The sequence below is a fragment of the Vibrio sp. J383 genome, assembly GCF_023503985.1.
Lineage (GTDB): Bacteria > Pseudomonadota > Gammaproteobacteria > Enterobacterales > Vibrionaceae > Vibrio > Vibrio splendidus.
Genome location: NZ_CP097293.1, coordinates 2,812,547 through 2,838,631 on the forward strand (window position 1 = coordinate 2,812,547; position 26,085 = coordinate 2,838,631).

Genomic DNA, 26,085 nt, shown 5'->3' on the forward strand with positions numbered 1-26,085 from the left:
CAGGACTGAGTATATTATTTCACTGTGTGAAAAAAATTGACCCAGATCAGTTACCCAAAAAGAATTAACCAGAAAGTAGTAAGGCAATCGCAAAAATCAACTTAAGAGCATGATTTACATAGATTAAAATCACACTTTTCGTTAGCGCAAAAAACAAGCAAACAGACAACTTTTTTCTACATAGCGTCATAAACTGTAAAAAAGTTTCATTTTTAGTCCGTTAAATTACATGTATACAGCTATATTCGTGCTACTGAGAGTATATCCATACCGTTGCAGCGGCTAGATTCTGACATAATTTTTATTAAATTCGTGCGATGGTTAACAGTTACTCAATAACAAGTTACAAAATGAAACACTAACAACTAGCTTTCAACAAGGCGAATACAAAAGTGAGATTCAATTAGTTTTTCTAAAAAAAATCCCCTATTTCAGGTTAGTTTTTTTCATTCGTGCAAAATCAGTTTGTCCCTTACATTACGCGTTCTGACTATTCACAGATCAACACTTCTACTTTAAGTACGCTAACTGGAGACCGCTCTCATGCAAGGCTTAGAACTCGCAATTTTTATGCAATTCTTCCTTGGGCTTGTTGCTGCCGTAAACCCTATCGGCATCATGCCTGTTTTTGTTTCTCTTACTGCTCATATGCCGCCAGAAGAGAGGAACAGGACAGCCTTACAAGCAAACATTGCTGTTGCCGTTATCCTGATTGTGTCGCTTGTTGCGGGGCAAATGCTGCTTGATATGTTCAGCATCTCGCTAGATTCATTTCGTGTTGCAGGTGGTTTGTTATTGCTGAGCATCGCATTTTCGATGATGAGCGGTAAGCTCGGTGAAGATAAACAGAACAAACAAGAGAAATCTGAATACATCAGCAAAGAGCAAATCGGAGTTGTTCCACTGGCTATGCCGCTAATGGCGGGTCCGGGTGCAATCAGCTCGACCATTGTTTATGGGTCTCGCTATCCAGCAGCCATTGATACCGTAGGCATCGGCATTAGTATCATCGCGTTTGCAACATGCTCTTGGCTTCTGTTCCGTTCAGCGCCGGTTATCGTTCGCTTTTTAGGTCAAACGGGTATCAACGTGATCACTCGTATCATGGGCTTGATTCTTGGTGCATTGGGCATCGAGTTCATCGCCAATGGTCTACGTAACCTGTTCCCAGGTTTGGCATAACATTTAACGGCATTTCAGTTGCTCTAAAAGGGCAACCACTACTGAACGGTAGATGAGGCGAGTAAAGCAATTGGGCTTTCACTCGCCTCGTTATTATGAAGCTTGTATAATGATTGTTAATGCATTTAACAGAAGATGAATCTTTCCTTATGTCACGCAAGCCACTAAAGCATCATTTGTACGTCATTATCTTTGGTACTCACACGCCAGCCGGACGCGCATTTGATATCTCTCTGATCGTTGCAATCTTGGCTTCGCTGTTGGTTCTGATCTTAGAGTCCATCCCTAATGTGATGAGCGAATGGTCACAGCAGCTGCGTTATATCGAATACACCTTTACAGCCCTCTTTACCCTCGAATATTTGCTGAGACTTTATTGCTCTCCAAAACCCAAATCCTACGCCACCAGCTTTTATGGTGTCGTTGACCTATTGGCGATTCTTCCAACCTACCTAGCGATCATCTTCCCTGGCGCTTCATTTATGGGGGTGGTGAGACTGCTGCGTGTCATGCGTATCTTCCGAATCCTAAAACTGGTTCGCTACCTGCAAGATTCCAATATCTTGTTGCGCTCACTATTGATGGCACGACGAAAGATACTGATCTTCTTCAGTACAGTGGGTATTTTGGTCGTTATCTTCGGCGCTCTGATCTTTGTTATTGAAGGACCAGAAAACGGCTTCACCAGTATTCCCCACAGTATTTATTGGGCAATCGTAACCATCACCACGGTTGGCTACGGTGACATGATCCCTCAAACCGCGTTAGGTAAAGCGATCGCTTCGCTTACCATGCTATTGGGTTACTCTATCCTAGCCGTCCCAACGGGTATCATTACCGCAGAACTCAGTAATGAAATGAACTCACACAAAGAGTTGGTTAAGTGCCCGAACTGCAACCGAGCCGGCCATGATTCGGATGCCATGTATTGCAAACACTGTGCGAGTGAATTGGCAGACCCAGACAAGCGTGTCGTCACCGACGAGGAATAAAAGCAGATGCGAGATGCGAAGAGATTTAAGGACAGTTTCGAGGGCCGAATAACGAGATATCAATAAACTAAAAAGGGTTGACGTTTATCGTCAACCCTTTCGGTTTATCAGCTAATAGAATTTAAGCAATCTTGCCTATTACGCTTTCTCAGCAAGGATAATGCGCAAAGTACGACGTAGTGGTTCTGCAGCACCCCAAAGTAATTGGTCACCGACAGTGAACGCGTTCAGGAAGTCGTTACCCATAGACATCTTACGCAGACGACCTACTGGTACAGACATAGTGCCTGTTACTTTCGCTGGTGTTAGCTCCTGTGCCGTGATGTCACGGTCATTAGGAACCACTTTAACCCAATCATTGTGCGTCGCGATGATCTCTTCGATCTCGTCCATTGGCACGTCTTGCTTAAGCTTGATTGTTAGTGCTTGAGCATGACAACGCATTGCACCGATTCGTACACAAGTACCATCAATCGGGATTGGCTGACCATCTAGGCCAAGAATCTTGTTCGCTTCAACACCTGCTTTCCATTCTTCTTTGCTTTGACCATTTTCACGCTTCACATCGATCCAAGGGATTAGTGAGCCCGCAAGCGGAGCACCAAATTGGTCTGTTGGGAATGAAGATGAACGAATGGTATCAGCGACTTTTTTATCAATATCAAGGATGGAACTTGAAGGGTTTGCTAGTTCTGAACTTACGCTATCGTTGATCACACCCATTTGTGAGATCAGTTCACGCATGTTCTTAGCACCTGCACCAGAAGCCGCTTGGTAAGTCATGGCACTCATCCACTCGACCATACCTTTCTCGTAAAGGCCACCCAAAGCCATAAGCATTAAGCTCACAGTACAGTTACCACCAACGAAAGTGTTAGTACCGCCGTGAATGCCTTGCTGGATTTGAGCCAAGTTAACAGGATCAAGAGTGATGATTGAATCAGCGTCCATACGTAAGGTAGAAGCCGCATCAATCCAGTAACCTTTCCAACCTGCTTGACGCAATGCTGGGTATACTTTTGATGTGTAATCGCCGCCTTGACAGGTAATCACAGCATCAAGCTGTTTTAGGCTATCAATATCAAAAGCGTCTTGAAGTAGACCCGCATCTTTACCACCTAGAACAGGGGCAGGAATACCAATCTGAGATGTGCTGTAATAAACAGGCTCAATCAAGTCGAAGTCTTTCTCTTCAACCATACGTTGCATTAGTACAGAACCAACCATACCGCGCCAACCAACTAGACCTACTCTCATCGCTCACTCTCCATGTATAAATTAAAAATTGCTCTCCCCCATCTATAAGTTTTTCAGAAACAGAACTCAAGCGCTTTTTGTCAAAAAGTGTAACTTTTTCGTTTCTTTTAAGTGAACGTAATGAATCGTGCAGTTATCTCTGTATCGACATTCAATGTCTACACCATTGTTAAAGCACCCATTATCGTCAAATTCAAACATTTACATCGCCAAAACCGCTTGAATTGACACCCATCACAAACAGTAAATACCTCTTTTAAACCAAGGTTAATCAGAATTATATTTTACAAAACGAAAACAACGTACGACAAACCTCAACATGTAACAATCATGAATTTAACAAAATTTCAGATTATGAAACCACAATTGATTGAGTTAATAGTCAAATATCACAACTTGGGCGTATTTTTTCGATATAATAAACTAATTACTGTAGTGTCCGTTTTGCACCACACACTATAACGAAGCACTATAAATGCTCGAATTAACAAGAGGCTTTTATGAAGCAGAGTAAAACTCGCCTACCGAACCTATTACAGGTATTCATCGCGTTAGGACTATTTCTATCCCTTGCTTTTTCCTTTACAGCAAAGCTTGACCTTCCAATTCAACTTGCCTTGTATATTGGTTGGTTCATTATCATGGTTCTTGGTATTCGTCTTGGCCACGAATACAAAGACTTAGAAAAAGCAGCACTCAAAGGAATATCCAATGGCTTAGGCGCGGTTTTAATACTTTTAGCCGTTGGCGCTCTTGTTGGTACTTGGATCTCAGGCGGGATCGTACCTACTATCATTTACTATGGTCTGAAAGCTATCCACCCTTCTATCTTCCTTTTAGCGACCATGATCATCTGTTCTCTAACCGCATTGGCGACCGGTACGTCTTGGGGTGCTGCGGGTACTGCAGGCATCGCGATGATGGGTATTGGCCAAGGCTTAGGTGTTCCAGCACCAATTACAGCGGGTGCGGTGCTATCAGGTTGTTACTTCGGTGACAAGATGTCTCCACTTTCTGATTCAGTGATTCTGGCTTCTTCAATGTCTGGTGTCGAAGTGGTTGAACACATCAAAGGCATGCTGCCTGTTGCGCTAATCAGCTACATTATTACTGGCATCATGTTTACTGCGTTTGGTTTCCACTACGCAGGTAATGTTGACATGAGCCAAGTAGATTCTGTCATCAAAGCAATGGAAGTTCAGTTCTACATCACGCCTTACTCATTCGTTCCAGTACTGATCGTGCTTGGCCTGTTGGCTTTCCGTATGCCTTCATTCCCAGTAATCAGCTTTGGTTCTCTGCTTGGTATTATCTGGGCAGTCATGATCCAAGAGATCGACTTCCTAACGGCATTCAACACTGCTTGGGCACCGTTCTCTATCTCATCTGGCGTAGAATTCATTGATTCAATTCTTAACCGTGGCGGCATGTCTTCAATGCTTGGTTCGGTTGCGGTTATCGTATTTGGTCTAGGTTTTGGTGGCTTACTGGATAAAGTGGGCGTACTAGAGACAATTGCTAAAGTGTTCGAGCGCCGTGTAAACAGCGCAGGTTCTCTAGCAACGAGCACAATTGGTACGGCTTTCATGGGTAACGTGTTCGGTTCTGCGATGTACGTATCGTTAATCCTTACGCCAAAAATCTGTGCGAAGAACTACGACCGTTTGGGCTACAAACGTAAGAACCTATCTCGTAATGCTGAGTTTGGTGGCACGTTAACGTCAGGTATGGTTCCTTGGAGTGATAACGGTATCTACATGGCGAGTATTCTAGGCGTTGCAACGCTATCTTACGCACCGTTCATGTGGCTAAGCTTCATCTGTATCATCGTGACTATCGTTACCTCTTACATGGGTTGGTTCGTTGATAAGTGTGAACCAACAGCACCAGCCGTTGAAACTGAAGAAGCGGCAGAGCTTACTAAACAGCAAGCATAAGTTAATGCCTCAGAGCTTTAGAAAGTAAGTACAAAAACGTTAATGATATAAATGCAAAAAGAGCGCCCTAGAGCGCTCTTTTTTTAATCTACTGGTTCATCTATTTACTATTTATCTATTTATCTATTTATCTATTTATCTATTTATGGTTCGCTTACCCAACCAGTAACCGATGCCTAACGGTGCAAAGAACACCACTAAAATAAACAGGATGAAGTAGATAATCACACTTTTGATTAACTCCATCAGCTTATCAATCGCCAGTACCACCACCTCTTGAGATACGCGGTCAAGGTCTTGTGTAAACAACTCCCTTTCTGAAGTCACGATACCTGCAATCTCAATGCGCTCTTTCGCAATCATCTCTACCAGAGCTTCTCTCTCACGTGTCACCATTTTTTCTAACGCCACACGCTCTTCAGTGAGCATCGCTAATTTCTGGTCTGTCTTGTCGCTAAGATCGTTGAGCAATGGCTGCATTTCTGTCGACATAATAGAAGCCAATGTTTGCATGTACTCAGGGTTATTCTCAATGAAGTCCTGCATACTTGCTGATGTTTGACGAAGGCTTTCCAGCGTCATCGATAAGTCTTCACCCGTTAGCGAGCTGTTTAACGCAACCAGCTCCGCCTTCCACGACATCAGTTTAGGCGTCTGGTCAGCCATCAAACTTAAACGATCGGATGCGTCACTCATAGCTTCTGGCATAGTGCCTAAGCTCTGGACAATTTGCGACTCGTCTTTACCTAGGTAACTCAGCCATTCACGGTAAGCGGGTGTGCTTCTGAATGTGAGGTCTTTAAATGGGTGGCTAGCAGCAAACTGCGCAACGAACACTTTGCTGTTCTTGAAATCACTGGAGCTCAATACACCCTTTGCCAGTTTTTCTGCTTCTTGATCAAGAAAACGAGCAGTCTCTACCGCATCATCCGTCGCGAACAGATCCGCGCCATCGCCTTGGCGATAAAACTGATTCATTTGGGCTGTGAACACCCACGAGTCGATTAAGGCAGACATCGGTGAAGTTTGATAAGCCGCTTGCTGTAAGCCCTGCTCCGCATGGATCTTCCAAAGCAAGACGTAAGATTGATGTAAGGTGTCATCAGCAGGATAAGATTGAGCAATGAGATCGGCTGAGTCTTCTACTCGCATAAAAAACATCTTGGCGTATTCACGCGTCATGATTCGAGCATTTAGCTCTTGTTGAGTGAGAGGCGTCGTCTGAGTATCTAACTTAACTTCTAATAGAGAACAACCACTTAGCACAATACTAAGCACCAACACCATCCAACGTCGACTCGAAAATCGTAACATGTAAACCTCTGACAAAGACTAAGGGCGCGGATTGTATGAGCACTTCGTCAGAGTATTGTCAAAATTCCTACAAAAGTTAACGCTGCTTATCTAAATATTCAAACGCAGCATCTATAGAGGCTTTTATTGCCGCCTCTAGTTCTTCTAAATCGTGTTCACTGATCGCTCTAGACTGTTTCATTGTCATTTCAATGGTAGCTGCAATGATCGCTAATCGAGATGCTTTGATACTGCCAGCCACACCTTTTAAGCTATGTACAATACGAGCAGCAGAGGTTTCATCTTTAGTGAGAAGAGATTTGAACTTCGTGTAATCATCAGCGTGATCTTGTACAAAAACACCAAGTAGCAATTCAACAGACTCAGCATCACCATCAAGCGTTTCTAGCATGTCTTCAATATCAATCGCAGGCTTTGAATCAGTGACACTTGCGATGTGTTTCTCTGCCACTGGAGCTTCCTCAGTGTTCTGCTGAACAATTTTCTGGCTTGTTATGTTAACGCCCTCTTGAGGTTGAAGGTCGGAATGTTTGCTCGTTGGCATAATCTCCAATACGGAAGAGTCATTAGTTGGTTGTTTCACCGCAGAGAGAGCGTTTTCCTTACTTGAATCGGTTACTGGTTCAGGGCTCAGTTCTTTGTCTGCTTGTTGAATCAATTTTCTCGCTCTAACGCCCCACAACACTAATGTGATCATCGTTACCAAGCTTAAACCTAGCATCACAAGCAATAGGTTAAACTGACGGTCATGGAACTCAGCTTCAAGTTTAATGATCTGTTCGTTCACCGAGTTTTTCTTGATTTTATCGACCAAATAATTGAGCTGAGCGTAATCACTCAACAACGCTGAGGCATCAGCTAATAACTGTTGCAGTGCGTCTTGCTCTTCAGTTTTTAATGAATATGATTTTTCTAGAATGGAATCAAACGCACGATAAGTCGCTGACGAGCTTTGATTGTCAGAATACATCGCTTCAAAGACAACAACGCCGAATTCATTGAGTAGCGGTTTTAGTTTAGGGGAAAGCTCTTTATCAGCGCGCAGTATTTTAATATTGTCAACGATGTCTTGAACCTGACTTTCTATCGGGATGAACTCATCAAACTTTTCTAGGAACTGATCGGCTACGTAAAGCAGTTGATTCACATCAGGGCGAAACAAGGCGTGTTGAAAATCAGATTCAATCTGCAGTCGGATCGAATAAACCAACTGAGCATCAAGTGCTAACTCATTGATACGAGAGACTCGCAGCGGCTCAGAGAAATAAAGCGATTGCCTCAATTCATTGACACGAATACCGAGTTCTTCAATTTGAGCAAGAGAATTGGTGTAAGAACGGCTTAGATTAAGGAGAGCCAATGAAGGAAGTAGCCACAGAGCCAAGAGCACAACCAAGAAAGTGGCCGGTTTTTTAAAGCGTTTGGGCTTTGCTACTGATTGTTCCATCTATATTCCTTGTGCGTGTTAACTTGAAGCCATGACACTTGCTAAAAGACTAAGCACAAAACAAGCGACAACATCTTGCTGCCGCTTTTACTCATTAACTTCGAACTATGACTTGTTGCGAGTCAGTTGGTCACGTAAGTTCGGTGGAGTGCCTTTAATCGTTAGCGTGTCTGTCTCCGGATCGTAAAAGATACGTTCGCCTAGAAGCAGACTATCAAAACTAACATTCAAACCGCCACCAGCACCAACAAATTTTGTTAGTTTACGCATAGTTGCGCGATCAGCAGGGAAACTGTCTTCTAACTCGTAGCCTTGCTCACTAGTATAGTCAAAGAAGCTTGTACCATCTGTGCTTGCTGGCAGTTCTCCAGAAAGTTCACGAACTTGAACTTCATCGCCCGCTTTTAGCTGTTCGTTACAGTAATCCGCAACCTGCTTTTTATAGCTGATCGCTTCTTCTTTTTCTAACTTAGAGTCTGAAACGAAATCTTCTACCGCTTGCATCAGTACTTGGTTTTGCTGTTTCGCATCCAAACCGACTTCAGCTTGTAAGAAATCTAAGAAGAAATCCGCGACTTTACGGCCAACACGTCCTTTAATGTAAGTTAAGTAACGATTTGACTCTTTGTCTGTGTCGTATGTTGAAAGATCAAGGCGCGCCACAATATCCATCTTTGAGATATCAAGGTAATCAGTCGCACTGATGTCTAGCCCTTCAGTCACTTTCAAACTTTGGTTCGAAGGCAGTAAACCAATGAAAAGGTAGTCTGTCGCCAGTGATTGGTATTCAGCGAGTACCAAAGTGCCTTCGTCAGCAAATGGGTACTTCGATAACTCATCTTTTAGACGTAGCGCACTTTTTTGAGAGAAATCATAGAAACTTTGCTCTCCCGCTCGAAATTCATGCAACGACTGCTGGAATTCGCTGTCGGATTTGAAAGAACCAAACCCTTTGCCTGCTTTTGAATTAAAAACACGGTGAAGTTCAGCAACTAGGCTTTCAGATGAAGCATCGTTCTCTAGAGATTCAGCACGATAGTTAACAATCAGTTCATCCTGATCGTTCTTGCTCAGCTGGTGTAAAATTACGTTGGAAAGGTGAAGGCTCATAGTGAAAATATTACCGTTCAGGTTTCAGTTGTCGTGCATAGTAGGTTATCATAAGCCGCTTTTACTATCATTATTAGAGTCCTTATGCCGATTATATCTAAATACACAGATGATCAAGTTGAAAAAATCCTAGCTGAAGTAGGTGCTGTACTCACTAAGCACAAAGCTTCACCAGAACTTTCACTGATGATCGCTGGAAATATCGCAACCAATGTCTTAAATCAGAATGTTGCTGCTTCACAACGCAAAGGAATTGCTGAAAAATTTGCCGAAGCTTTAATCTCTTCTCTTGAAGATAAAAAGTCTCACTAAATTTGATTGACGGATAAAAGAATTATAAATGGTAGACAGCGCAAACTCATATAGCGATCGCGTATCTCGACTTGTTGGTTGGGGTCACTGGTTTGCATTTTTCAACATCATTGCTGCGATGTTGATTGGTACTCGTTATATTACTCAATCTGCTTGGCCAGAAACCCTATTGGGTCAATTTTATTTGGCTGCATCTTGGGTTGGTCATTTCGGATTTTTAGTATTCGCGCTTTATCTATTAGTGCTGTTTCCGCTCACTTTTATTCTTCCGTCGAGGAAGTTATTACGTTTGGTTGCCGTTTGCTTTGCAACCATAGGTTTAACTGTCCTACTGATTGATACCCAAACGTATCAAAATATAAACCTCCACCTGACACCTGTCGTGTGGGAGGTTTTATTCAGTGGAGAGGAGTCTGCATTCACATCTGATTTGCAACACCTCTTCATTGTGATGCCACTTATCTTCTTATTACAGCTAGGTCTGTCTGAGTGGGTTTGGCGTAAGCAACGTAAACTGTCTCATAAACACATTGGCCGTCCGATTACTGCCGTCTTCTTCTTGTGTTTTATCAGCAGCCACTTGACCTACATGTGGGCTGATGCGTATTTCTACAACCCAATTACTAGCCAGAAAGCGAACTTCCCACTGTCATACCCAATGACAGCGAAAAGCTTTATGGAAAAACATGGTCTGTTAGACCGTGAAGAGTATCTACAGCGTTTAGAAGCAAACAAAGAGAACGTAAACTTAGTTAGCTACCCGCTCGAAAAAATTCAATACAACCGCCGCAGTGATGATCTTAATATCCTGATGGTGAGTGTAAACAACCTTCGCTCTGATGCACTCAATGCCACAGCGATGCCAAACAGCTACGCATACTCACAACAATCGATCAACTTCACCAATCACTACAGTTCAAGTAACGACATGTTTGGTATCTTCGGTTTGTTCTATGGCCTTCCAAGCAGCTATGCAAGCAGCATCGAAGCTCAAGGTTCAAGTGCAGTACTATTGGACGTTTTAGATAATCACAATTATAAGTTTGCGGCTTTCAGTGGCGACAACTTTGACGATGCACTTTACTCGGAAATCATCTTCCGAGGCCGTGATGTTATGCCAGAGCAAGCAACTTATGATGACAAAAGCGCGATACAAGCTTGGTCTAACTGGATTCAATCACCACAAGCTAAACGTCCTTGGTTTAACTTCATTGAGCTGACCACGCTGGATAACTTCTCTAGCTACGATTCAAGTTCAGAGTCAGACTCAACGTTAACGACAGCAGAACGTTTTGCTGCAGACTATCAAAAGTCTGCTCAAGCAGCCGATGCTCAGCTAGCAACAATCTACGCTGAACTGGAACGCTTAGAGCTAACCGACAACACGGTGGTTATCATTACTTCTAATCACGGTAGCGAGTTTAACGAAACTAAGACCAACAGCTGGGGCGCAAACTCCAACTACAGTCGTTATCAATTACAAGTGCCACTGTTTATCAGCTGGCCTGGTAAGTCTGCTTCTGAATACACTCACCGTTCTAGTCATTTAGACGTGTCCGTAACGTTGATGCAAGAGCTATTGGGCGTATCTTCAAACCCAACAGATTTCAGTAGCGGTCGCAGCCTGTTTAATGAGCGTAAAAGAAAGTGGATTCTCGCGGGTGACTCACGTGAACTTGCCCTTGTTACCGACCAGCAAACCACTGTGTTAGATAAATTTGGTAACTACAAATTGTACGATCAGAATTACAAGCGCCTGAAAAACGTAAGCCCTCGCTTACCGGTATTGATGCAAGGCCTGACTGAGCTACAGCGTTTCTACACAAAAAATGACTAAATAGTCATCAAACAGAAAAGGGAAGCTAATGGCTTCCCTTTTTTATTGCCGCTAATGACTAGAAAACAAGCAACCAAACAAGATTATGATAATTAAGGGTTTACAAGGCAGTCTCCCCCTTATATTATTCACGCCAATGGAGGGATGGCTGAGTGGTCGAAAGCACCGGTCTTGAAAACCGGCAACCGTTAATAGCGGTTCTAGGGTTCAAATCCCTATCCCTCCACCACTTTAAAGAAAGCCGCTGAGAAATCAGCGGCTTTTTTGCGTCTAGCGTAAAGTAAATCGAATCTAAAGTTTAAGATTCAACTATTCCCCAAAGACAGATTGTTTGGTTACTTGATTGAAATCATTCTGAACAGTTTAAAGCCCTGTTACGACTCTATAGCTGTTTGAATATCACTGGCTAGCTCAATTTATATTCTCTCCGTACTCCAGTCATCTATACATACCTTAGACCAAACTTATCTGCACAGCGCGTTCATTCAATATGACTAGACTGGTGGTGCATGCCAATTGGCTACAGTTATTCGCTAGAGAGTCAGAATTCACTGCAGGCTCGAATAGTGTTTAGGCTTGTTTCAGGCACTCATCATAAATCCATAAAAATAAAAAAATCCAGAGGCTTCATCTAAGTCTCTGGATTTCTAAATTTGGCTTGAGCGCTACTTTAATTAAGCGTTTTCTTGCTTAGTTTCTTGCTGCTCTGCTTGCTTCTTTTGTTCAGCTTCTTTTGCTTTTTCTTCGTGGTTTGAACCACCACATCCGCCACAACAGCTCATAATCATTCTCTCTTTGATTGTATTTAAGTCATTCACTGCAGACATAATATTAAAGATGCATTTTAAATGCAACTTTAAAGTCGTCAATATTGAACATTCGCAACTTGTAGTAATTTAAGCTTTTGGTTTTATTAAAATTGGTAAGTACAACACAACGAAACAACTGTACGCGACAACCCACAGAGCACTGGATAAGGTGATGATAGAGACAATATCATGGGTAAAGTATCCACCAAACACTCGAACAATAAAGGCAAAAACAATGGCGATTAACGCCGCAGTCATTATTTTACCAATCGCAATAGTTCGACCTGTATGTCCTAAAGACACACGTGAGATCATTGATAAGATCATCACTCCCATTCCACCAACGGTTAATGCATGAATCGCTTGTGATTGTGTGACCAATGACGAAATGATCGAAACGCCATACAAGACCAACCCTAACGAAATGGCCCAGTAGCTTAAGTGTAGAGACCACACAAGAGGAGTCTTAAAAGCAACCCATATTTTCCACCTTACCGCCCTAACCGCATTTGCCAAGCCACTGACAATGAACACGAAAGCAACGAGACTTTGTGGAACTGGAAGTATCTGAAAGCTCAACACAACGGCGAAAATCGTGCTCACAATGCTCAGCTTTTCAAGCCATGGTAATGCAGGGGTTCGTGGTGTCTGTGTGCCATTAGCGGTAAACATAGGAAAAACTCGTCCACCCATAATGCACATGACTAGGGTCACCAACAGCACCATGCTTGTGCTAGCTTGTGAAATTAAGACTGGCTGCTGAAATAAAACGCCATAGTGCATTGCGGCATTGGCAAAAGTCATTAGCAATAAAATGGGGACGAACAACAGGTTTCGCCAAAGCTTCACACTGACAATATTGTGAGCAAGATAAATTACAGCGATAGGTAAAAACAGTAAATCGAGTCCAGCCACCAGCCAAGGGCTTAGAACTTCAGGCAGGAACATGGCTATTCTTGCACACAACCAGATAGCCAGAAGTATCATTAACCCGCGTCCGTTAATACTGCGGACACCCGTCCAATTTTGTACGGCCGTCAGTAAAAAACCAACCACGACAGTGGCTGCAAAGCCAAACAACATTTCATGAATATGCCACCACATTGCACCGCCATAAACATTTAAGGTTGCGCTGCCATTCCAAAAAGCAGCCCAACCAACTAATGCTGCAATACTAAAAAGTGATGCAAACAAAAAAAATGGTCGAAACGCGAGTTCGAAAAATGCCGCCATTGAAACGCCATTGTTGGGGGTTTGATTTAAATCTTTCATCATCGTAAACCTAGTGAGTAGACAAAATTAAATAACTTCAACCGCCAAAAGTTGCCCTAACTTGTAGCTGTGCCCTTCGCCAAGGAGATCTTGCAAGCTATAAGCGTCTAAGCTTTTGTAAAAACACTCTTGAGCTTCAGCAAAGATAGTTTTCAATTGGCAATTTGGTGTAATGACACAGCTATTATCCTCGCCAAAACATTCAACCAAGTTACGTTTGTCTTCTAACTCTCGAACTAACGTACCTATATTGATCTGACTTGGATGGCAACTGAGTTTCAAACCACCATTTTTTCCTCTTGTGGCGATCAGATGTCCTTTGAGGTTGAGTTGCTGAACGATCTTCATTAAATGGTTTTTAGAAATACCATAACTGTTAGCAATGTCGCCGATGGTGCTAAGAGATTGGTTGTTGATCGCTAAATAGATCAGCACTCGTAGGGAATAATCAGTGTAACGTGTGATATGCATGGTGGGATATTTCACTCTATAAGATGCATTCATTATGAATCTTATAGACAGTAAAGGCAAGTTAACCCTAATGAGGAATGGTGGCTACACACCAAAAGCTAAGGCTTCAGTCCTAATTACGTTCCTCACATCAGTTGTATTCGATCCTTTCTCCATTTTCCTTCCTCAAACGATACCTAATCCCTTAAGTCGAAACGATCAGGAACATTTTTCGATGTATTTTCACTCTAACCATATAAAAATGCACAAACTTGTTCATAAAAAAAGCAGTCAGTTGATAAGGGTATTTACAAGCCAAAGCCACCCTTATATTATACGCGCCATTGGAGGGATGGCTGAGTGGTCGAAAGCACCGGTCTTGAAAACCGGCAACCGTTAATAGCGGTTCTAGGGTTCAAATCCCTATCCCTCCACCACATTAAAGAAAGCCGCTGAGAAATCAGCGGCTTTTTTGTATCTGGAGATCACACAAGCTCACCGCTCAACTGCTAACAGCAAATGCGGCCTTCAATAACTGCATGTGAATCGGTACCAGATCTTGATGTTGAGTGCGGTACCCGCCACCGACTACGCATGCCATCGGAATAGACTCTGATTTCGCTAATTCAATCATGAAACAGTCGCGTTCAAATATCCCTTTTGTCGAAACATTCAAGTAACCCAGTTCATCATCTTGATGGATATCGATCCCCGCATCATAAATAATCAGATCAGGTTGATGGTGAGCAATCGCTAACTTAGTGACTTGTTCAAAACAACGCAAAAACTCTTCATCCTCTGTTTCACGACTTAACGGCACATCTAAATCAGATAGCGGTTTTCGTGCAGGGAAGTTTTTGTCGCAGTGGAACGACAAAGTAATGATGTCGTCATTCTCTTGGCAAAGAGTCGCTGTGCCATCGCCATGATGAACATCGCTGTCGACGATAAGCACTTTATCGATATGTTCAAAGGTCAGCGCATGTTTTGCCGCTAACACCAGATCGTTCAACAAACAAAAGCCACTACCAAAATCATGATGCGCGTGATGATAACCACCACTCAAATGAATCGCTAAACCACTCTCTATTGCCATTTCAGCGGCCAAGCAGGTTCCACCACTTGAGTAGAATGTTCTCTCAATAAGTTGTTCACTCCACGGGAAACCGATGCGTCTCATTTTCGCCGCGGGCAAATTACCTGAAACAAGCAAATCCACATACTCACTATCGTGAACCTGTTTTACCTGTTCAACCGAAACCGGCGTTGGTTGGAAGATTTCAAACTGACTCTTCCATAGAGGATCGCTATCCATTAATGCTTCAACAGCACTGTGTAACAACTGATATTTGTTAATCGGGTAACGGTGACCTTCTGGTAAAGGTAACTGCGAATAGATTGGGTGGTAAATTAAAGGAATCATAATCAGGTTAATTGCGTATCTTTCTCAAAATCATAACAGTCTCAGCCTAGGCGACAACCTTAATTAATGATAATAGTTATCATTAACTTGATTTTCAAAAAGAGACAGCAATGAAAAACCTAATACTCATCTTTGGGGTGATCTGCGGCTCAATGGCAGCAGTAATGATTTTTATAGGAATGCTAATGGCCAGTTGGTGGAGCGTTGATTTTCTCGTGTTAAGCCATCAAACTTAACTAATTGAACTGAAAAGGAATCACCATGAGCGTAATTTTTATTACTGGAGCGAACCGCGGCATTGGCTTAAGCCTGACTCAGCAATACTTGAAAGGTAATCACAAGGTGTACGCGACTTATCGTGATGCCAATTCAGCAAAAGAACTGCTCTCGCTCGCAGGCCACAACACCAACCTAACCTGCATTCAATTAGAGATAACCGATTACCAAGCAGCGAACCAACTTCCTTCGAAAATAGAATCGATTGATATCTTGATCAACAACGCTGGTTACTATGGTCCTAAAGGCTATGGACTGGGTAATACCGATGTCGAAGAGTGGCGTCGTGTATTCGAAGTCAACACTATTGCTCCACTGAAGCTTGTCGAGACTCTATTACCTCTTATACAAAGTAGTGACGTCAAAAAGATAGCCTGTCTGTCTTCCAGAGTGGGGAGCATGTCCGAGAACACCTCAGGCGGAGGCTACATCTATCGCTCCTCCAAAGCCGCTCTAAACTCAGTAGTGAAGAGCCTAAGCAACGACTTAACCGAGAGTGGCTTTACGGTGTTAGCACTGCATCCAGGTTGGGTACAGACTGAAATGGGCGGCCCTAATGCTCTGATCGACACCGACACTTCAGCTTCCGGCCTTATTAAAGTCATCGAGTCCGCGAATACTGAAGTAAGTGGTCACTTCTTCAATTTCGATGGCAGTGAAATAGACTGGTAATCCTCAGATGAAAGTAGGCCCTCTCTCAAACCTAGTTAAGCACTCAACACTGTTTTGTCTGACGGTGATGCTAGCTGGCTGTTTCAGTGATGGCCCCGGAGACTTGTTCGACGACTACCAAACCAAGATAGCCAGAGTACAAGATGCTGACGAGATAAAAGAGGAATTGGAATTTGAAAGCCTACCGAGAAAAAGAGAACTGCTGCTTGACGTGCCCTCGCTTTCTATCGGTTTAATCGACAGTTACCAGCTTCGTCAGTGTGGATTGTTCAATCTGATTGCAGAAAGAAATTCGGTTCTTGGGAAAGTCGCGGATGAGTTTCGTAATTACGATTATCAAGTCGCCCTACTTGCAGGTGTCGGGAGATGCTTATCCGGTAGCGAATTAGACCCTGAGGTCGTAGAACTACTCAGAGAAATCGAGCAGCAGAAACTCACACAGTTTCCGCGGCACCAGTGGAATCTAATCTATGCCAGCGATGCGATGCAGTCTCAGATGCGTGGTAGCCAGTGGTTACACGCTGATATCGGCGATCAGATACGACAAACCAGTAATGCCTTAGAACATATCAATCAAACATTAAACGCGCCGCTCGTTTCCGGCAGGACCACTGAAGTTCAAGAAGTATTAGATAAAAGTTCAACCCTTGGGGACTTATACTACTCGCTCACGCGAGCTTCGGCCGAACTTGATACCATCACCAAACAGCTGACAACTTTTGATGACAATATCATCTGTGGTAAACAACGAGACACGACTAAGTTTCGCTATATCAACAATGTGTTCGAGCAGCAATATATAGGCAAAGTTCAGCCGTACATGGCGCAATTGGATGGCTACTATCAGCAGTTAGCCCCGCAACTTGGTATGTTTGACGCGCAACCTGACCTACACAGTTATTACTTTCCCATCAAAGATGCGCATCACGCCTTTCGATCATCGACTCGCCGCCATGTCGATTATTGGCAGCAGCTGTTTAAACGTTGTGGGCGCAAGGTCGGTCGTTAATATTGATTCCCAATATCAATAATGGGTGTTGTTAGCTTTCAGTTTCTAACTGATTAACTTTTAGCGCCTTTCTTCGCGTAAGTCTTCTTCCTTGTCCCACCACCTTTACGGCGCTTGAATGCTGGTCTTTCCACTTTAGGAAGATGACGCAGGGATTCAGGAACTTCGCCTGTTTTTACCTTACCCATTAAGCCATCGATCTTACTTTCTAGCGCTTGCATGAAGGGTTGATACGCTTGGTTTCGTTCAGCCATTCCTTGCAACTGATGTTCCCAGTGAGCGGTCATATCTGGAAAGGTTGAGTCCTCAGGTAAGGCGTTAATCAAACCTCTGCCTGCAGGGCTACTATGGATGCTTTTACCTTGTCGCGTTAACAGCTGTCTCTTGAACAAAGTATCTAGAATACCCGCTCGGGTTGCTTCCGTTCCAAGGCCATCGGTCTCTTTCAAAATGGCTTTAAGGTCTTTGTTCGCGACAAAGCGCGCGATACCTGTCATCGCTTGTAGCAAGGTAGCTTCCGTGAAGTGCTTTGGTGGTTCGGTTTTCTTATCACCAATAATGCCTTCACGACACGTCAACACGGTTCCTTTATCCAATGGAGGCACCGTATCCGTGCCATCACCTTTTTCTTCAGTGTCCGTTTTCCCCATCAACACTTTCCAACCCGGGTTGATAAGCTGACGCCCTTTTGCGATGAACACACCACCAGCAATATCAAAGACTAACTTGGCATCGGCAAAAATAGCAGGTGGGTAGAATTGCATTAGATACTGGCGAGCGATTTGCTGATAGATCTTCATCTCGTTGGCAGACAGGCCGTTCACCGATGACTTTTTCGGAGTAGGAATTATCGCGTGGTGAGCATCGACCTTACTGTCGTTCCATGCTTTGGATTTAAGAGAAAGATCCGCACCTTGAGCACCACTTTGCAGCTCTTTCGCATTGTTAGCGATAGCATCCACGACCGACTCTCTTTGCGAGTAATGATCTTTAGGTAGGTAGCGGCTATCAGAACGCGGGTAAGTGATGAGTTTGTGTTTCTCGTACAACGACTGACAAGTGTCGAGAACCTGCTGAGCACTCATACCAAAACGCTTCGACGCATCAATTTGCAAAGCTGACAGCGAGTAAGGCAGTGGCGCAGCTTGTTTACTTTGTTTTTGCTCTGATTCCGTTACCGTCGCGGGTTGATTCGCAATTCGGTTAGCCACGTTCTCAACCAGCTTTCGATTGAGCACTCGGCCTTCTTCATCTTGCCATGGGTTACATGCTTCGCTTGGTTTCCAACGCGCTCGAATATCAAAGCTCTGGCCGTTATTTTGATAAGGGATCAACGCATGCAGAGTAAAGTAATTTTTCGGAATGAAGTTTTCGATTTCTTCATCACGTCTCACCACCAAACCAAGTACAGGGGTTTGCACTCGCCCTACTGACAACACGCCTTGGTAACCGGCTTTTTGACCAAGCAAGGTGTAAGCACGAGTCATGTTCATACCATACAGCCAATCAGCTCTAGAGCGTGCTAAAGCGGAAATAGACAGTGGGATAAAATCGCGATTGCTGCGCATTTGAGAGAGCGCACGCTTCACGGCTGGTAAGTTCAAGTCACTGATCAGCAGCCTGTCCATCGACTCTTTCTTGGCCTTGGAAACCTTGCAGTAATCAATCACTTCGTCAACTAGCAACTGCCCTTCTCTATCCGGGTCACCCGCATGGACAATTTGTGTCGCGTCCTTCAATAGCTTTCGGATCACTGTGAGCTGTTTGCTTGACGTCTTACGAGGCCTTAGCTGCCATTGCTCTGGCACAATAGGAAGATCGGCTAAATTCCACTTCTTATAACGGTCGTCATAAGCGTCCGGCTCAACCTGCTCCAATAAGTGTCCAATACACCAAGTCACCACATCCCCATTGCCACATTTGATAAACCCTTGGTCTTTCTTTTGTGGATTCGGTAGTGCAGCGGCGATCGCGCGGCCGAGGCTTGGTTTTTCAGCAATGATAAGACGAGACATGTTTTTCCAGATGCTACAAACAATTAGGGCCACATTATCTAATGTGGCCCCTAGAAATCAAGGAAAACTGGTTGTTTATACAGTTAGCATTCCACTATTCAAGCTTCAGCTTTCTTTACAAGAACTCGACGAACTTTGAGAAGTCACGTTCTGGCGCTTTCATTGGCGTACAGCCCGGTGTACCCAAATATAGGAAACCAACGATTTCGTCGTCGCCTTCTAGGCCGAAAGCTTGGTGAACTTCAGGGTGGAACATCCACTTACCTGAGCGCCAAAAACCTTGGAAACCTTGAGCAACAGCAGCCATTTGCATCGCCTGTGCAGCGCAACCCGCAGATAGGTGTTGTTCGAACGCGGGCACTTTTTCGTGCTCAGTTACCTTTGCGATGATAGTGATCACCATCGGTGCTCGAAACGGCGCTTTTTTAACTTTCTCAATGACCGCTTCTTCGCTCTCGTCAGCTTGTGCCGCACGAACCAAAATATCAGAGAGCTTCTGTAACCCTGAGCCTTGTGCGATAACAAAGCGCCATGGTGTCAATGCGCCGTGGTCTGGAGCACGTAAGCCCGCTTTAATGATATTTTCTAACGCCACACCTTCAGGTGCCGGATCAGAGAGTTTTGCGATTGAGCGTCTGTTGAGCAATAGATCCAAAGCATCCATTTGAAGTCCTTACTAATTTTTATTGTTTGTATAATTGAACTGTAGCACAGAACACAAACGATAATAAATCTCAACGGCTGTCTATTTGAAGCAATATTTTAAACGACACTAGAAACAACAAAGGCCCCTAAATCTATGACTTAGGAGCCTTATTTATCTGTCTAGTCCAAGCTTAGTTACCCGTCTAGTTCAGCTTATTGAACTTTCTGATTCAAACTTATCAAACGAGAACATTCTGTTTGTTGTTAAAGCTTAATAGCTAACTCAACACCTTGGCGAATCGCACGCACGGCATCCAGTTCACCCGCGTAATCGGCACCGCCTATCACGTGTAGTTTGCCACCAAACTCTTGCCACATGTCTTCGAATGGACGAACTGAAACCTGACCCGCACACACGATAACGGAATCGGCATCGAGTACCTGATCTTTCTTACCAACGCTGATATGCAGACCTTGGTCGTCAATCTTGTTGTAGCTCACGCCACCAAGTAAGTTCACACCACGTTTTTCTAATGTGCGTTTATGAATCCAACCTGTAGTCTTACCCGGGCCTTTACCGACACGACCCGCTTTACGCTGCATCACCCAAACCGTTTTGTCACTGAACGAATCAGGGTAAGGATAAAGTCCACCTGGGTGTTCCATATTTTTATCAATGCCCCACTCATGCAGCCAGTCATCCAAGCTGTGAGAAGTCGGCTCTGTCAGCATAGTTGCCACATCAATACCAATACCACCGGCACCAACAATCGCGACTTTTTCGCCTACGGGTGTCTTTTCACGAATCAAGGTTTGATAATCGATTACGTTTTCTTGGTCAATCCCTTCAATATCAAGCTTTCTTGGCTCAACACCGGCAGCCATCACGACTTCATCGTACTTCAACAACATCTCAAACGTCGCTTCAGTATCCAGTTTTAAGTTCACGCCTGATGCATCTATTTGATTAGCAAAGTAACGAATGGTTTCTCTGAACTCTTCTTTACCAGGAATCTGCATTGCCAATCTAAATTGTCCACCGATACGGTCATTTTTCTCAATCAGATCAACATTATGACCACGCTGTGCCAACGTCGTCGCGCAGGCTAAACCAGCAGGCCCAGCCCCAACCACGGCAATAGTTTTGGTCGCTTCGGCAGGCTGAACAACAATTTCAGTCTCGTAACAAGCTCGAGGGTTAACCAAACAACTCGCTCTTTTGCCTTTGAATACGTTATCAAGACAAGCTTGGTTACAACCGATACAGGTGTTAATGAACTGCGCTTGGTCTTGAGCGGCTTTATTAACAAAGTCAGGGTCTGCCAAGAATGGACGAGCCATTGATACCATGTCGGCCTGTCCTGAACTGAGGATACGTTCAGCCTCTTCTGGCGTGTTGATACGGTTACATGTCACCACTGGGATCGACACGTATGGTTTCACTTTTTCCGTCACCCAAGAGAATGCTCCTCTTGGAACTTGTGTCGCGATAGTCGGAACACGAGCTTCATGCCAACCAATGCCGGTATTAATAATGGTCACGCCCGCTTCTTCTAGCTTCTGAGCCAGAAGTACAACATCTTCGAACGTGCTGCCTTGCTCAACCAAATCCAGCATCGATAAGCGGAAAATAATGATGAAATCTTTACCCACCGCTTCGCGAATCGATTTAACAATCTCTAATGGGAAACGCATGCGCTTCTCATAAGAACCGCCCCATTCGTCATAACGCATGTTGGTACGTTTACAGATGAATTGGTTAATCAAGTAGCCTTCAGAGCCCATAATCTCAATGCCGTCATAACCAGCAACCTGAGCTAGCTCTGCACTGTTGGCAAAGGCACCGATGGTCTTTTTAATTTGACGAGGGCTCATCTCACTCGGTGCAAACTTAGCGATTGGCGCTTTGATACCCGAAGCACTTTGCGCGAATGGGTGCATGGCATAGCGGCCAGCATGTAGCAATTGAAGGGCAATTTTACCGCCATGCTTATGCACGGCCTCGGTAACAACTTGGTGAGCTTTTGCGTGCTTAACTTTACTGAACTCAGCACTAAATGGGGTCAATCTGCCACGTAAATTAGGAGAGAAACCACCGGTAACAATAAGGCCAACGCCTCCTTTTGCTCGCTCTTCATAAAACGCGGCAAGCTTGTGGAGGCCTTCTTTATTTTCTTCTAAACCCGTGTGCATTGATCCCATCAATACACGGTTACGTAACTGAGTAAATCCAAGATCGAGTGGTTCGAGTAAATGTGGGTACATGGCAGACATCACTTCTATTATTATATCCTTGTGGTCTGACCACAATATAACTCAATCACCAAAAGTTCAAACAACCGTTTACATTTTTGTAACACTGATCATAATGCTGAAGGTATTAATCGTTCAGAAACCCTTAATTTGTCTACACTTAATGAGAATATATATCGATTAACAATTCTTGGTGTAGTTTGAGCTAGGGAATTATCGTAGGATACTAAGCAGTTCATATTATTGAGATTAATAGTACTGTTGCTTGTTAAAGCCACGTGATCTCACTGCGGAGACATAATGAAAAAGATATTCAAATTTATAGGTATGATCTTTAAAGGGATTTGGAAGCTCATCACGTTTGTGCGTCTTGCGCTCGTTAACCTCTTCTTTTTACTCAGTATCGCCATCATCTACTTTGTATACTTCCACTCAGACACAGCTCAGCCCACTGTTCCACAGGAGTCGGCTTTAGTGCTTAACCTGTCTGGTCCTATCGTGGAGCAAAGTCGCTATATCAATCCGATGGATTCAGTCACGGGTTCACTGCTTGGCAAAGACCTTCCAAAAGAGAACGTCCTGTTTGATATTGTTGAAACGATTCGCTACGCCAAAGACGATGACAACGTTACTGGTATCGTTTTAGCACTCAAAGAACTGCCAGAAACCAATCTGACCAAGCTTCGCTACATTGCTAAAGCACTCAACGAGTTCAAAGCAACAGGCAAACCAATTTATGCGGTGGGTGACTTTTACAACCAAAGCCAATACTACCTAGCCAGTTACGCAACTAAAGTCTTCCTATCACCAGATGGTGGGGTTCTTCTTAAAGGTTACAGCGCCTATTCGCTTTACTACAAAACGTTATTAGAGAAGCTAGACGTCAACACGCACGTGTTCCGTGTTGGTACCTATAAGTCAGCTATCGAGCCTTTCATTCGTGACGACATGTCAGATGCAGCGAAAGAATCTGCTTCTCGTTGGTTAGGCCAACTATGGGGCGCATACGTTGATGACGTAAGCAACAACCGTCAGATCGATGCTAAAACCTTGAACCCAAGCATGGACTCTTTCTTAAAAGACCTTGAATCGGTTGATGGCGACATCGCAAAACTGGCAGAGAAGCTTGGTTTAGTTGACGAACTGGCAACTCGCCAGCAAGTACGACTAGAGCTTGCTGACGTCTTCGGCAGTGATGGTCAAGACAGCTATAACGCGTTTGGGTACTACGAGTACCGTACAACCATGCTTCCAGACCTAACCAGTGAATCGCACGATGTTGCTGTGATTGTTGCTAGCGGCGCAATTATGGATGGTAAGCAGCCACGTGGCACCGTTGGTGGTGACACCACAGCAGCACTACTTCGCCAAGCGCGCAACGACGACAAAGTAAAAGCCGTTGTACTTCGTGTAGACAGCCCGGGCGGCAGTGCCTTTGCTTCAGAAGTGATTCGCAATGAAATTGAAGCGATCAAGCAAGCGGGCAAGCCGGTTGTTGTGTCGATGTCTAGTCTTGCCGCTTCAGGTGGTTACTGGATCTCGATGGGTGCGGACAAGATCTTGGCTCAACCAACGACCTTAACTGGTTCGATTGGTATCTTTAGTGTTATCACAACTTTCGAAAAAGGGTTGAACGATATTGGTGTTTACACTGATGGCGTTGGTACGTCACCTTTCTCTGGTCTTGGTATTACGACTGGGCTTAGCGACGGCGCGAAAGATGCGTTCCAAATGGGCATTGAAAACGGTTACCGCCGATTCATCAGCCTAGTTGGAGAGAATCGCGGCATGGAAGTCGATGCTGTCGACAAGATCGCTCAAGGCCGAGTATGGACAGGTCAAGATGCAATCCAAAAAGGTCTAGTCGATGAAATTGGTGATTTTGATGATGCGATTGCAGCAGCGGCTTCACTTGCAGAGCTTGAAACCTACAACATCTACTGGGTAGAAGAACCACTTTCAACGACTGAACAATTTATTCAAGAATTTATGAATCAAGTTCAGATGTCGATAGGCTTTGATATTCAATCAATGATTCCAAGCAGTTTACAGCCGGTTACTCAGCAGTTAGCTCAAGATAGCCAGCTGTTAGGCAACTTTAACGACCCACAAGGCCGATACGCTTTTTGCTTAAACTGCCAAGTTCAATAAGATAAGCTCAACGCTTTGTTATCAAGAGGCGCCTCTGTGTGAGGCGCCTCTTTTTATTGCATGATAATTCGCTATAATCGCCCCCCTGTTCCCTATATCACACTAAGTATTAATCGCCATGGAAAGAAAACACATCTATATCGCGTATACCGGCGGCACAATTGGCATGCAAAAGTCTTTGGACCACGGCTATGTCCCAGTCGCAGGTTTTATGGATAAGCAGCTAGCTGGCATGCCTGAATTCCATCGCCCAGAAATGCCTGAGTACACCATTCATGAATACTCTCCATTAATGGACTCTTCAGATATGACGCCACTTGATTGGCAGACTATCGCTGATGATATTCGCGCGAACTACGATAAGTACGATGGTTTCGTTATCCTACACGGTACAGACACAATGGCTTACACCGCCTCTGCTCTGTCTTTCATGCTGGAAAACCTCGGCAAACCTGTGATTGTTACGGGCTCTCAGATCCCATTGGCAGAGTTACGTTCAGACGGACAAGCAAACCTGCTGAACGCTCTGCACATTGCAGCGAACTACCCGATCAACGAAGTGACACTGTTCTTCAACAACAAGTTGATGCGCGGTAACCGCAGCACAAAATCACACGCAGATGGCTTCAATGCGTTTACCTCTCCAAACCTAACCCCATTGCTAGAAGCGGGTATCAATATCCAGATCAGCAATAACGTTAAGGTAAACGAGCAACCTGAAGGTGCTTTCAAGGTTCATAACATTACTCCGCAACCCATCGGTGTAATCACTATGTATCCAGGCATCTCACATGAGGTGATTCGCAACACGCTACTACAGCCTGTTAACGCAATGATTTTGCTTACTTTTGGTGTTGGTAACGCACCACAAAATCAAGAGTTACTTCAGCACTTAAAAGATGCATCAGAACGAGGTGTGATTGTAGTGAACCTAACTCAGTGTTTGGCCGGTAAAGTCAATATGGGTGGCTACGCGACGGGTTGTGCACTAGCAGAATCTGGAGTTATCAGTGGTTACGATATGACACCAGAAGCGGCACTGGCGAAGTTACATTACCTGTTGAGCCAAAACTTAAGCTACGAACAAGTGAAGGATCAAATGCAACAAGTGTTGCGCGGTGAGATGAGTTTATAAGCTTGTTCAGCTATAGGTTTAGAGGTTTAGAGCTATAGGTTCAGAGGTTTAGCTATGGGGTTAGCTATACGTTTAACCAAAACCTTCGCATTAACCCAGTCGTTTCATGGGTATCGCAGGCGTTTAACGTGAACTAAATCGTTTTATTGCTTATAAATAAACGGCTTAACAGCTAAAGGGGTGGCACAGTGCCACCCCTTTGTTGTAATTTAAGCCTAATGATTCGGATTAACCCTAACAATATCTTCTTGGTCTGACTTAAATTGCTTCTTAAGCTCAGATTTAGATTTAAAGCTAATATCACCACCAGCTGCAATTGTCATATGTTGAGCTTCGGAGTTATGTTTAGATTGATATAACATAACTGCTTGCATACACGAGTCGCGCTGTTCTTTAGAGAGCGCCGTACCTTCTGGCCATTTACCCGTCTCAACGGCGTAAGTTAAACGTTCGTAGACCTCGGGTGTCATTGCGCTAAGAAGTTGTTCTGCATCCATGATAAAGCCTTAGTTTTAACAATTTTCACCAGAAAATAACCCGTAACAGAATTGAGTCAAGAACCTGACCGATAATAAGTGCATTCGATC

Annotated in this window: 20 protein-coding genes and 2 tRNA genes; 11 read left to right on the forward strand and 11 right to left on the reverse strand. The window is 44.0% G+C overall.

Features of this window, described 5'->3' with window-relative positions; translation table 11 throughout:
* Window positions 1-543 precede the first annotated feature (543 nt).
* Window positions 544-1,182 carry a YchE family NAAT transporter gene (locus M4S28_RS12600; protein WP_004734056.1) on the forward strand — a complete coding sequence of 213 codons (639 nt, stop codon included), beginning with the start codon at window positions 544-546 and terminating at the stop codon, window positions 1,180-1,182.
* A 149-nt stretch (window positions 1,183-1,331) separates the two neighbouring features.
* A complete protein-coding gene (locus M4S28_RS12605; RefSeq protein WP_108100578.1) occupies window positions 1,332-2,174 on the forward strand; it encodes an ion transporter in 843 nt (280 codons plus the stop codon).
* Between the two features lie 138 nt (window positions 2,175-2,312).
* Here M4S28_RS12605 and asd read toward each other — a convergent pair whose 3' ends face one another.
* Window positions 2,313-3,431, reverse strand: a complete 1,119-nt coding sequence (asd, locus tag M4S28_RS12610) for an aspartate-semialdehyde dehydrogenase (protein ID WP_017079532.1) — start codon at window positions 3,429-3,431, stop codon at window positions 2,313-2,315.
* Between the two features lie 500 nt (window positions 3,432-3,931).
* On the opposite strand from asd, the gene nhaC reads away from it, so the two are divergent.
* Window positions 3,932-5,368, forward strand: coding sequence for a Na+/H+ antiporter NhaC (gene nhaC, locus M4S28_RS12615; protein WP_017079531.1), 1,437 nt, complete (start codon window positions 3,932-3,934; stop codon window positions 5,366-5,368).
* 135 nt (window positions 5,369-5,503) lie between these two features.
* On the opposite strand, the gene M4S28_RS12620 is transcribed toward nhaC, so the two are convergent.
* The 3 genes from M4S28_RS12620 to yejK all read right to left on the reverse strand — a co-directional run bounded on the left by M4S28_RS12620 (window position 5,504) and on the right by yejK (window position 9,239).
* The gene (locus tag M4S28_RS12620) at window positions 5,504-6,682 is read right to left on the reverse strand and encodes a chemotaxis protein (protein WP_108185176.1); all 1,179 of its coding nucleotides are present in this window, start codon (window positions 6,680-6,682) and stop codon (window positions 5,504-5,506) included.
* A 76-nt stretch (window positions 6,683-6,758) separates the two neighbouring features.
* The gene (locus tag M4S28_RS12625) at window positions 6,759-8,129 is read right to left on the reverse strand and encodes an Hpt domain-containing protein (protein ID WP_249631906.1); all 1,371 of its coding nucleotides are present in this window, start codon (window positions 8,127-8,129) and stop codon (window positions 6,759-6,761) included.
* A gap of 105 nt (window positions 8,130-8,234) precedes the next feature.
* Entirely contained in the window at window positions 8,235-9,239 is a 1,005-nt protein-coding gene (gene yejK / locus M4S28_RS12630; protein WP_017079528.1) for a nucleoid-associated protein YejK, read from the reverse strand.
* 84 nt (window positions 9,240-9,323) lie between these two features.
* Between yejK and M4S28_RS12635 the strand changes: the two genes are divergently transcribed.
* The 3 genes from M4S28_RS12635 (at window position 9,324) to M4S28_RS12645 (ending at window position 11,617) form a co-directional block, all read left to right on the forward strand.
* Entirely contained in the window at window positions 9,324-9,551 is a 228-nt protein-coding gene (locus M4S28_RS12635; RefSeq protein ID WP_004734063.1) for a YejL family protein, read from the forward strand.
* A 28-nt stretch (window positions 9,552-9,579) separates the two neighbouring features.
* Window positions 9,580-11,388: a DUF3413 domain-containing protein gene (locus tag M4S28_RS12640; protein WP_004734064.1), complete on the forward strand. Its 1,809-nt coding sequence runs from the start codon at window positions 9,580-9,582 to the stop codon at window positions 11,386-11,388.
* A 138-nt stretch (window positions 11,389-11,526) separates the two neighbouring features.
* Window positions 11,527-11,617, forward strand: a tRNA-Ser gene (locus M4S28_RS12645).
* Between the two features lie 667 nt (window positions 11,618-12,284).
* Here M4S28_RS12645 and M4S28_RS12650 read toward each other — a convergent pair.
* Entirely contained in the window at window positions 12,285-13,469 is a 1,185-nt protein-coding gene (locus tag M4S28_RS12650) for an NnrS family protein (RefSeq protein WP_339385618.1), read from the reverse strand.
* A gap of 27 nt (window positions 13,470-13,496) precedes the next feature.
* The gene (locus M4S28_RS12655) at window positions 13,497-13,940 is read right to left on the reverse strand and encodes an RrF2 family transcriptional regulator (protein WP_004734067.1); all 444 of its coding nucleotides are present in this window, start codon (window positions 13,938-13,940) and stop codon (window positions 13,497-13,499) included.
* Between the two features lie 325 nt (window positions 13,941-14,265).
* On the opposite strand from M4S28_RS12655, the gene M4S28_RS12660 reads away from it, so the two are divergent.
* Window positions 14,266-14,356: transfer RNA gene (locus tag M4S28_RS12660), tRNA-Ser, on the forward strand.
* Window positions 14,357-14,421: 65 nt separating this feature from the next.
* Here the strand turns inward: M4S28_RS12660 and M4S28_RS12665 are convergent.
* Window positions 14,422-15,342, reverse strand: coding sequence for a histone deacetylase family protein (locus M4S28_RS12665; RefSeq protein WP_249631908.1), 921 nt, complete (start codon window positions 15,340-15,342; stop codon window positions 14,422-14,424).
* A gap of 261 nt (window positions 15,343-15,603) precedes the next feature.
* Between M4S28_RS12665 and M4S28_RS12670 the strand changes: the two genes are divergently transcribed.
* Both M4S28_RS12670 and M4S28_RS12675 read left to right on the forward strand, forming a co-directional pair.
* Window positions 15,604-16,290, forward strand: coding sequence for an SDR family oxidoreductase (locus tag M4S28_RS12670; RefSeq protein WP_249631909.1), 687 nt, complete (start codon window positions 15,604-15,606; stop codon window positions 16,288-16,290).
* A gap of 7 nt (window positions 16,291-16,297) precedes the next feature.
* Window positions 16,298-17,299, forward strand: a complete 1,002-nt coding sequence (locus M4S28_RS12675) for a DUF3080 domain-containing protein (RefSeq protein ID WP_249631910.1) — start codon at window positions 16,298-16,300, stop codon at window positions 17,297-17,299.
* A gap of 53 nt (window positions 17,300-17,352) precedes the next feature.
* Here M4S28_RS12675 and M4S28_RS12680 read toward each other — a convergent pair whose 3' ends face one another.
* From M4S28_RS12680 to M4S28_RS12690, 3 genes are all read right to left on the reverse strand, one after another.
* Window positions 17,353-19,314 (reverse strand): DNA topoisomerase III, encoded by a 1,962-nt coding sequence (locus M4S28_RS12680; RefSeq protein ID WP_249631911.1) that lies wholly within the window; start codon window positions 19,312-19,314, stop codon window positions 17,353-17,355.
* Window positions 19,315-19,429: 115 nt separating this feature from the next.
* The gene (locus tag M4S28_RS12685) at window positions 19,430-19,978 is read right to left on the reverse strand and encodes an NAD(P)H nitroreductase (RefSeq protein WP_004734087.1); all 549 of its coding nucleotides are present in this window, start codon (window positions 19,976-19,978) and stop codon (window positions 19,430-19,432) included.
* A gap of 245 nt (window positions 19,979-20,223) precedes the next feature.
* Window positions 20,224-22,233 carry an NADPH-dependent 2,4-dienoyl-CoA reductase gene (locus tag M4S28_RS12690; RefSeq protein ID WP_029224607.1) on the reverse strand — a complete coding sequence of 670 codons (2,010 nt, stop codon included), beginning with the start codon at window positions 22,231-22,233 and terminating at the stop codon, window positions 20,224-20,226.
* Between the two features lie 279 nt (window positions 22,234-22,512).
* Here M4S28_RS12690 and sppA point away from each other — a divergent pair, with 279 nt between their 5' ends.
* Window positions 22,513-24,363, forward strand: a complete 1,851-nt coding sequence (gene sppA / locus M4S28_RS12695; protein WP_017079514.1) for a signal peptide peptidase SppA — start codon at window positions 22,513-22,515, stop codon at window positions 24,361-24,363.
* A gap of 118 nt (window positions 24,364-24,481) precedes the next feature.
* Window positions 24,482-25,498 carry an asparaginase gene (gene ansA / locus M4S28_RS12700; RefSeq protein WP_017084059.1) on the forward strand — a complete coding sequence of 339 codons (1,017 nt, stop codon included), beginning with the start codon at window positions 24,482-24,484 and terminating at the stop codon, window positions 25,496-25,498.
* A 215-nt stretch (window positions 25,499-25,713) separates the two neighbouring features.
* Here ansA and M4S28_RS12705 read toward each other — a convergent pair whose 3' ends face one another.
* A complete protein-coding gene (locus tag M4S28_RS12705) occupies window positions 25,714-25,995 on the reverse strand; it encodes a YeaC family protein (protein ID WP_004734093.1) in 282 nt (93 codons plus the stop codon).
* Window positions 25,996-26,085 lie beyond the last annotated feature (90 nt).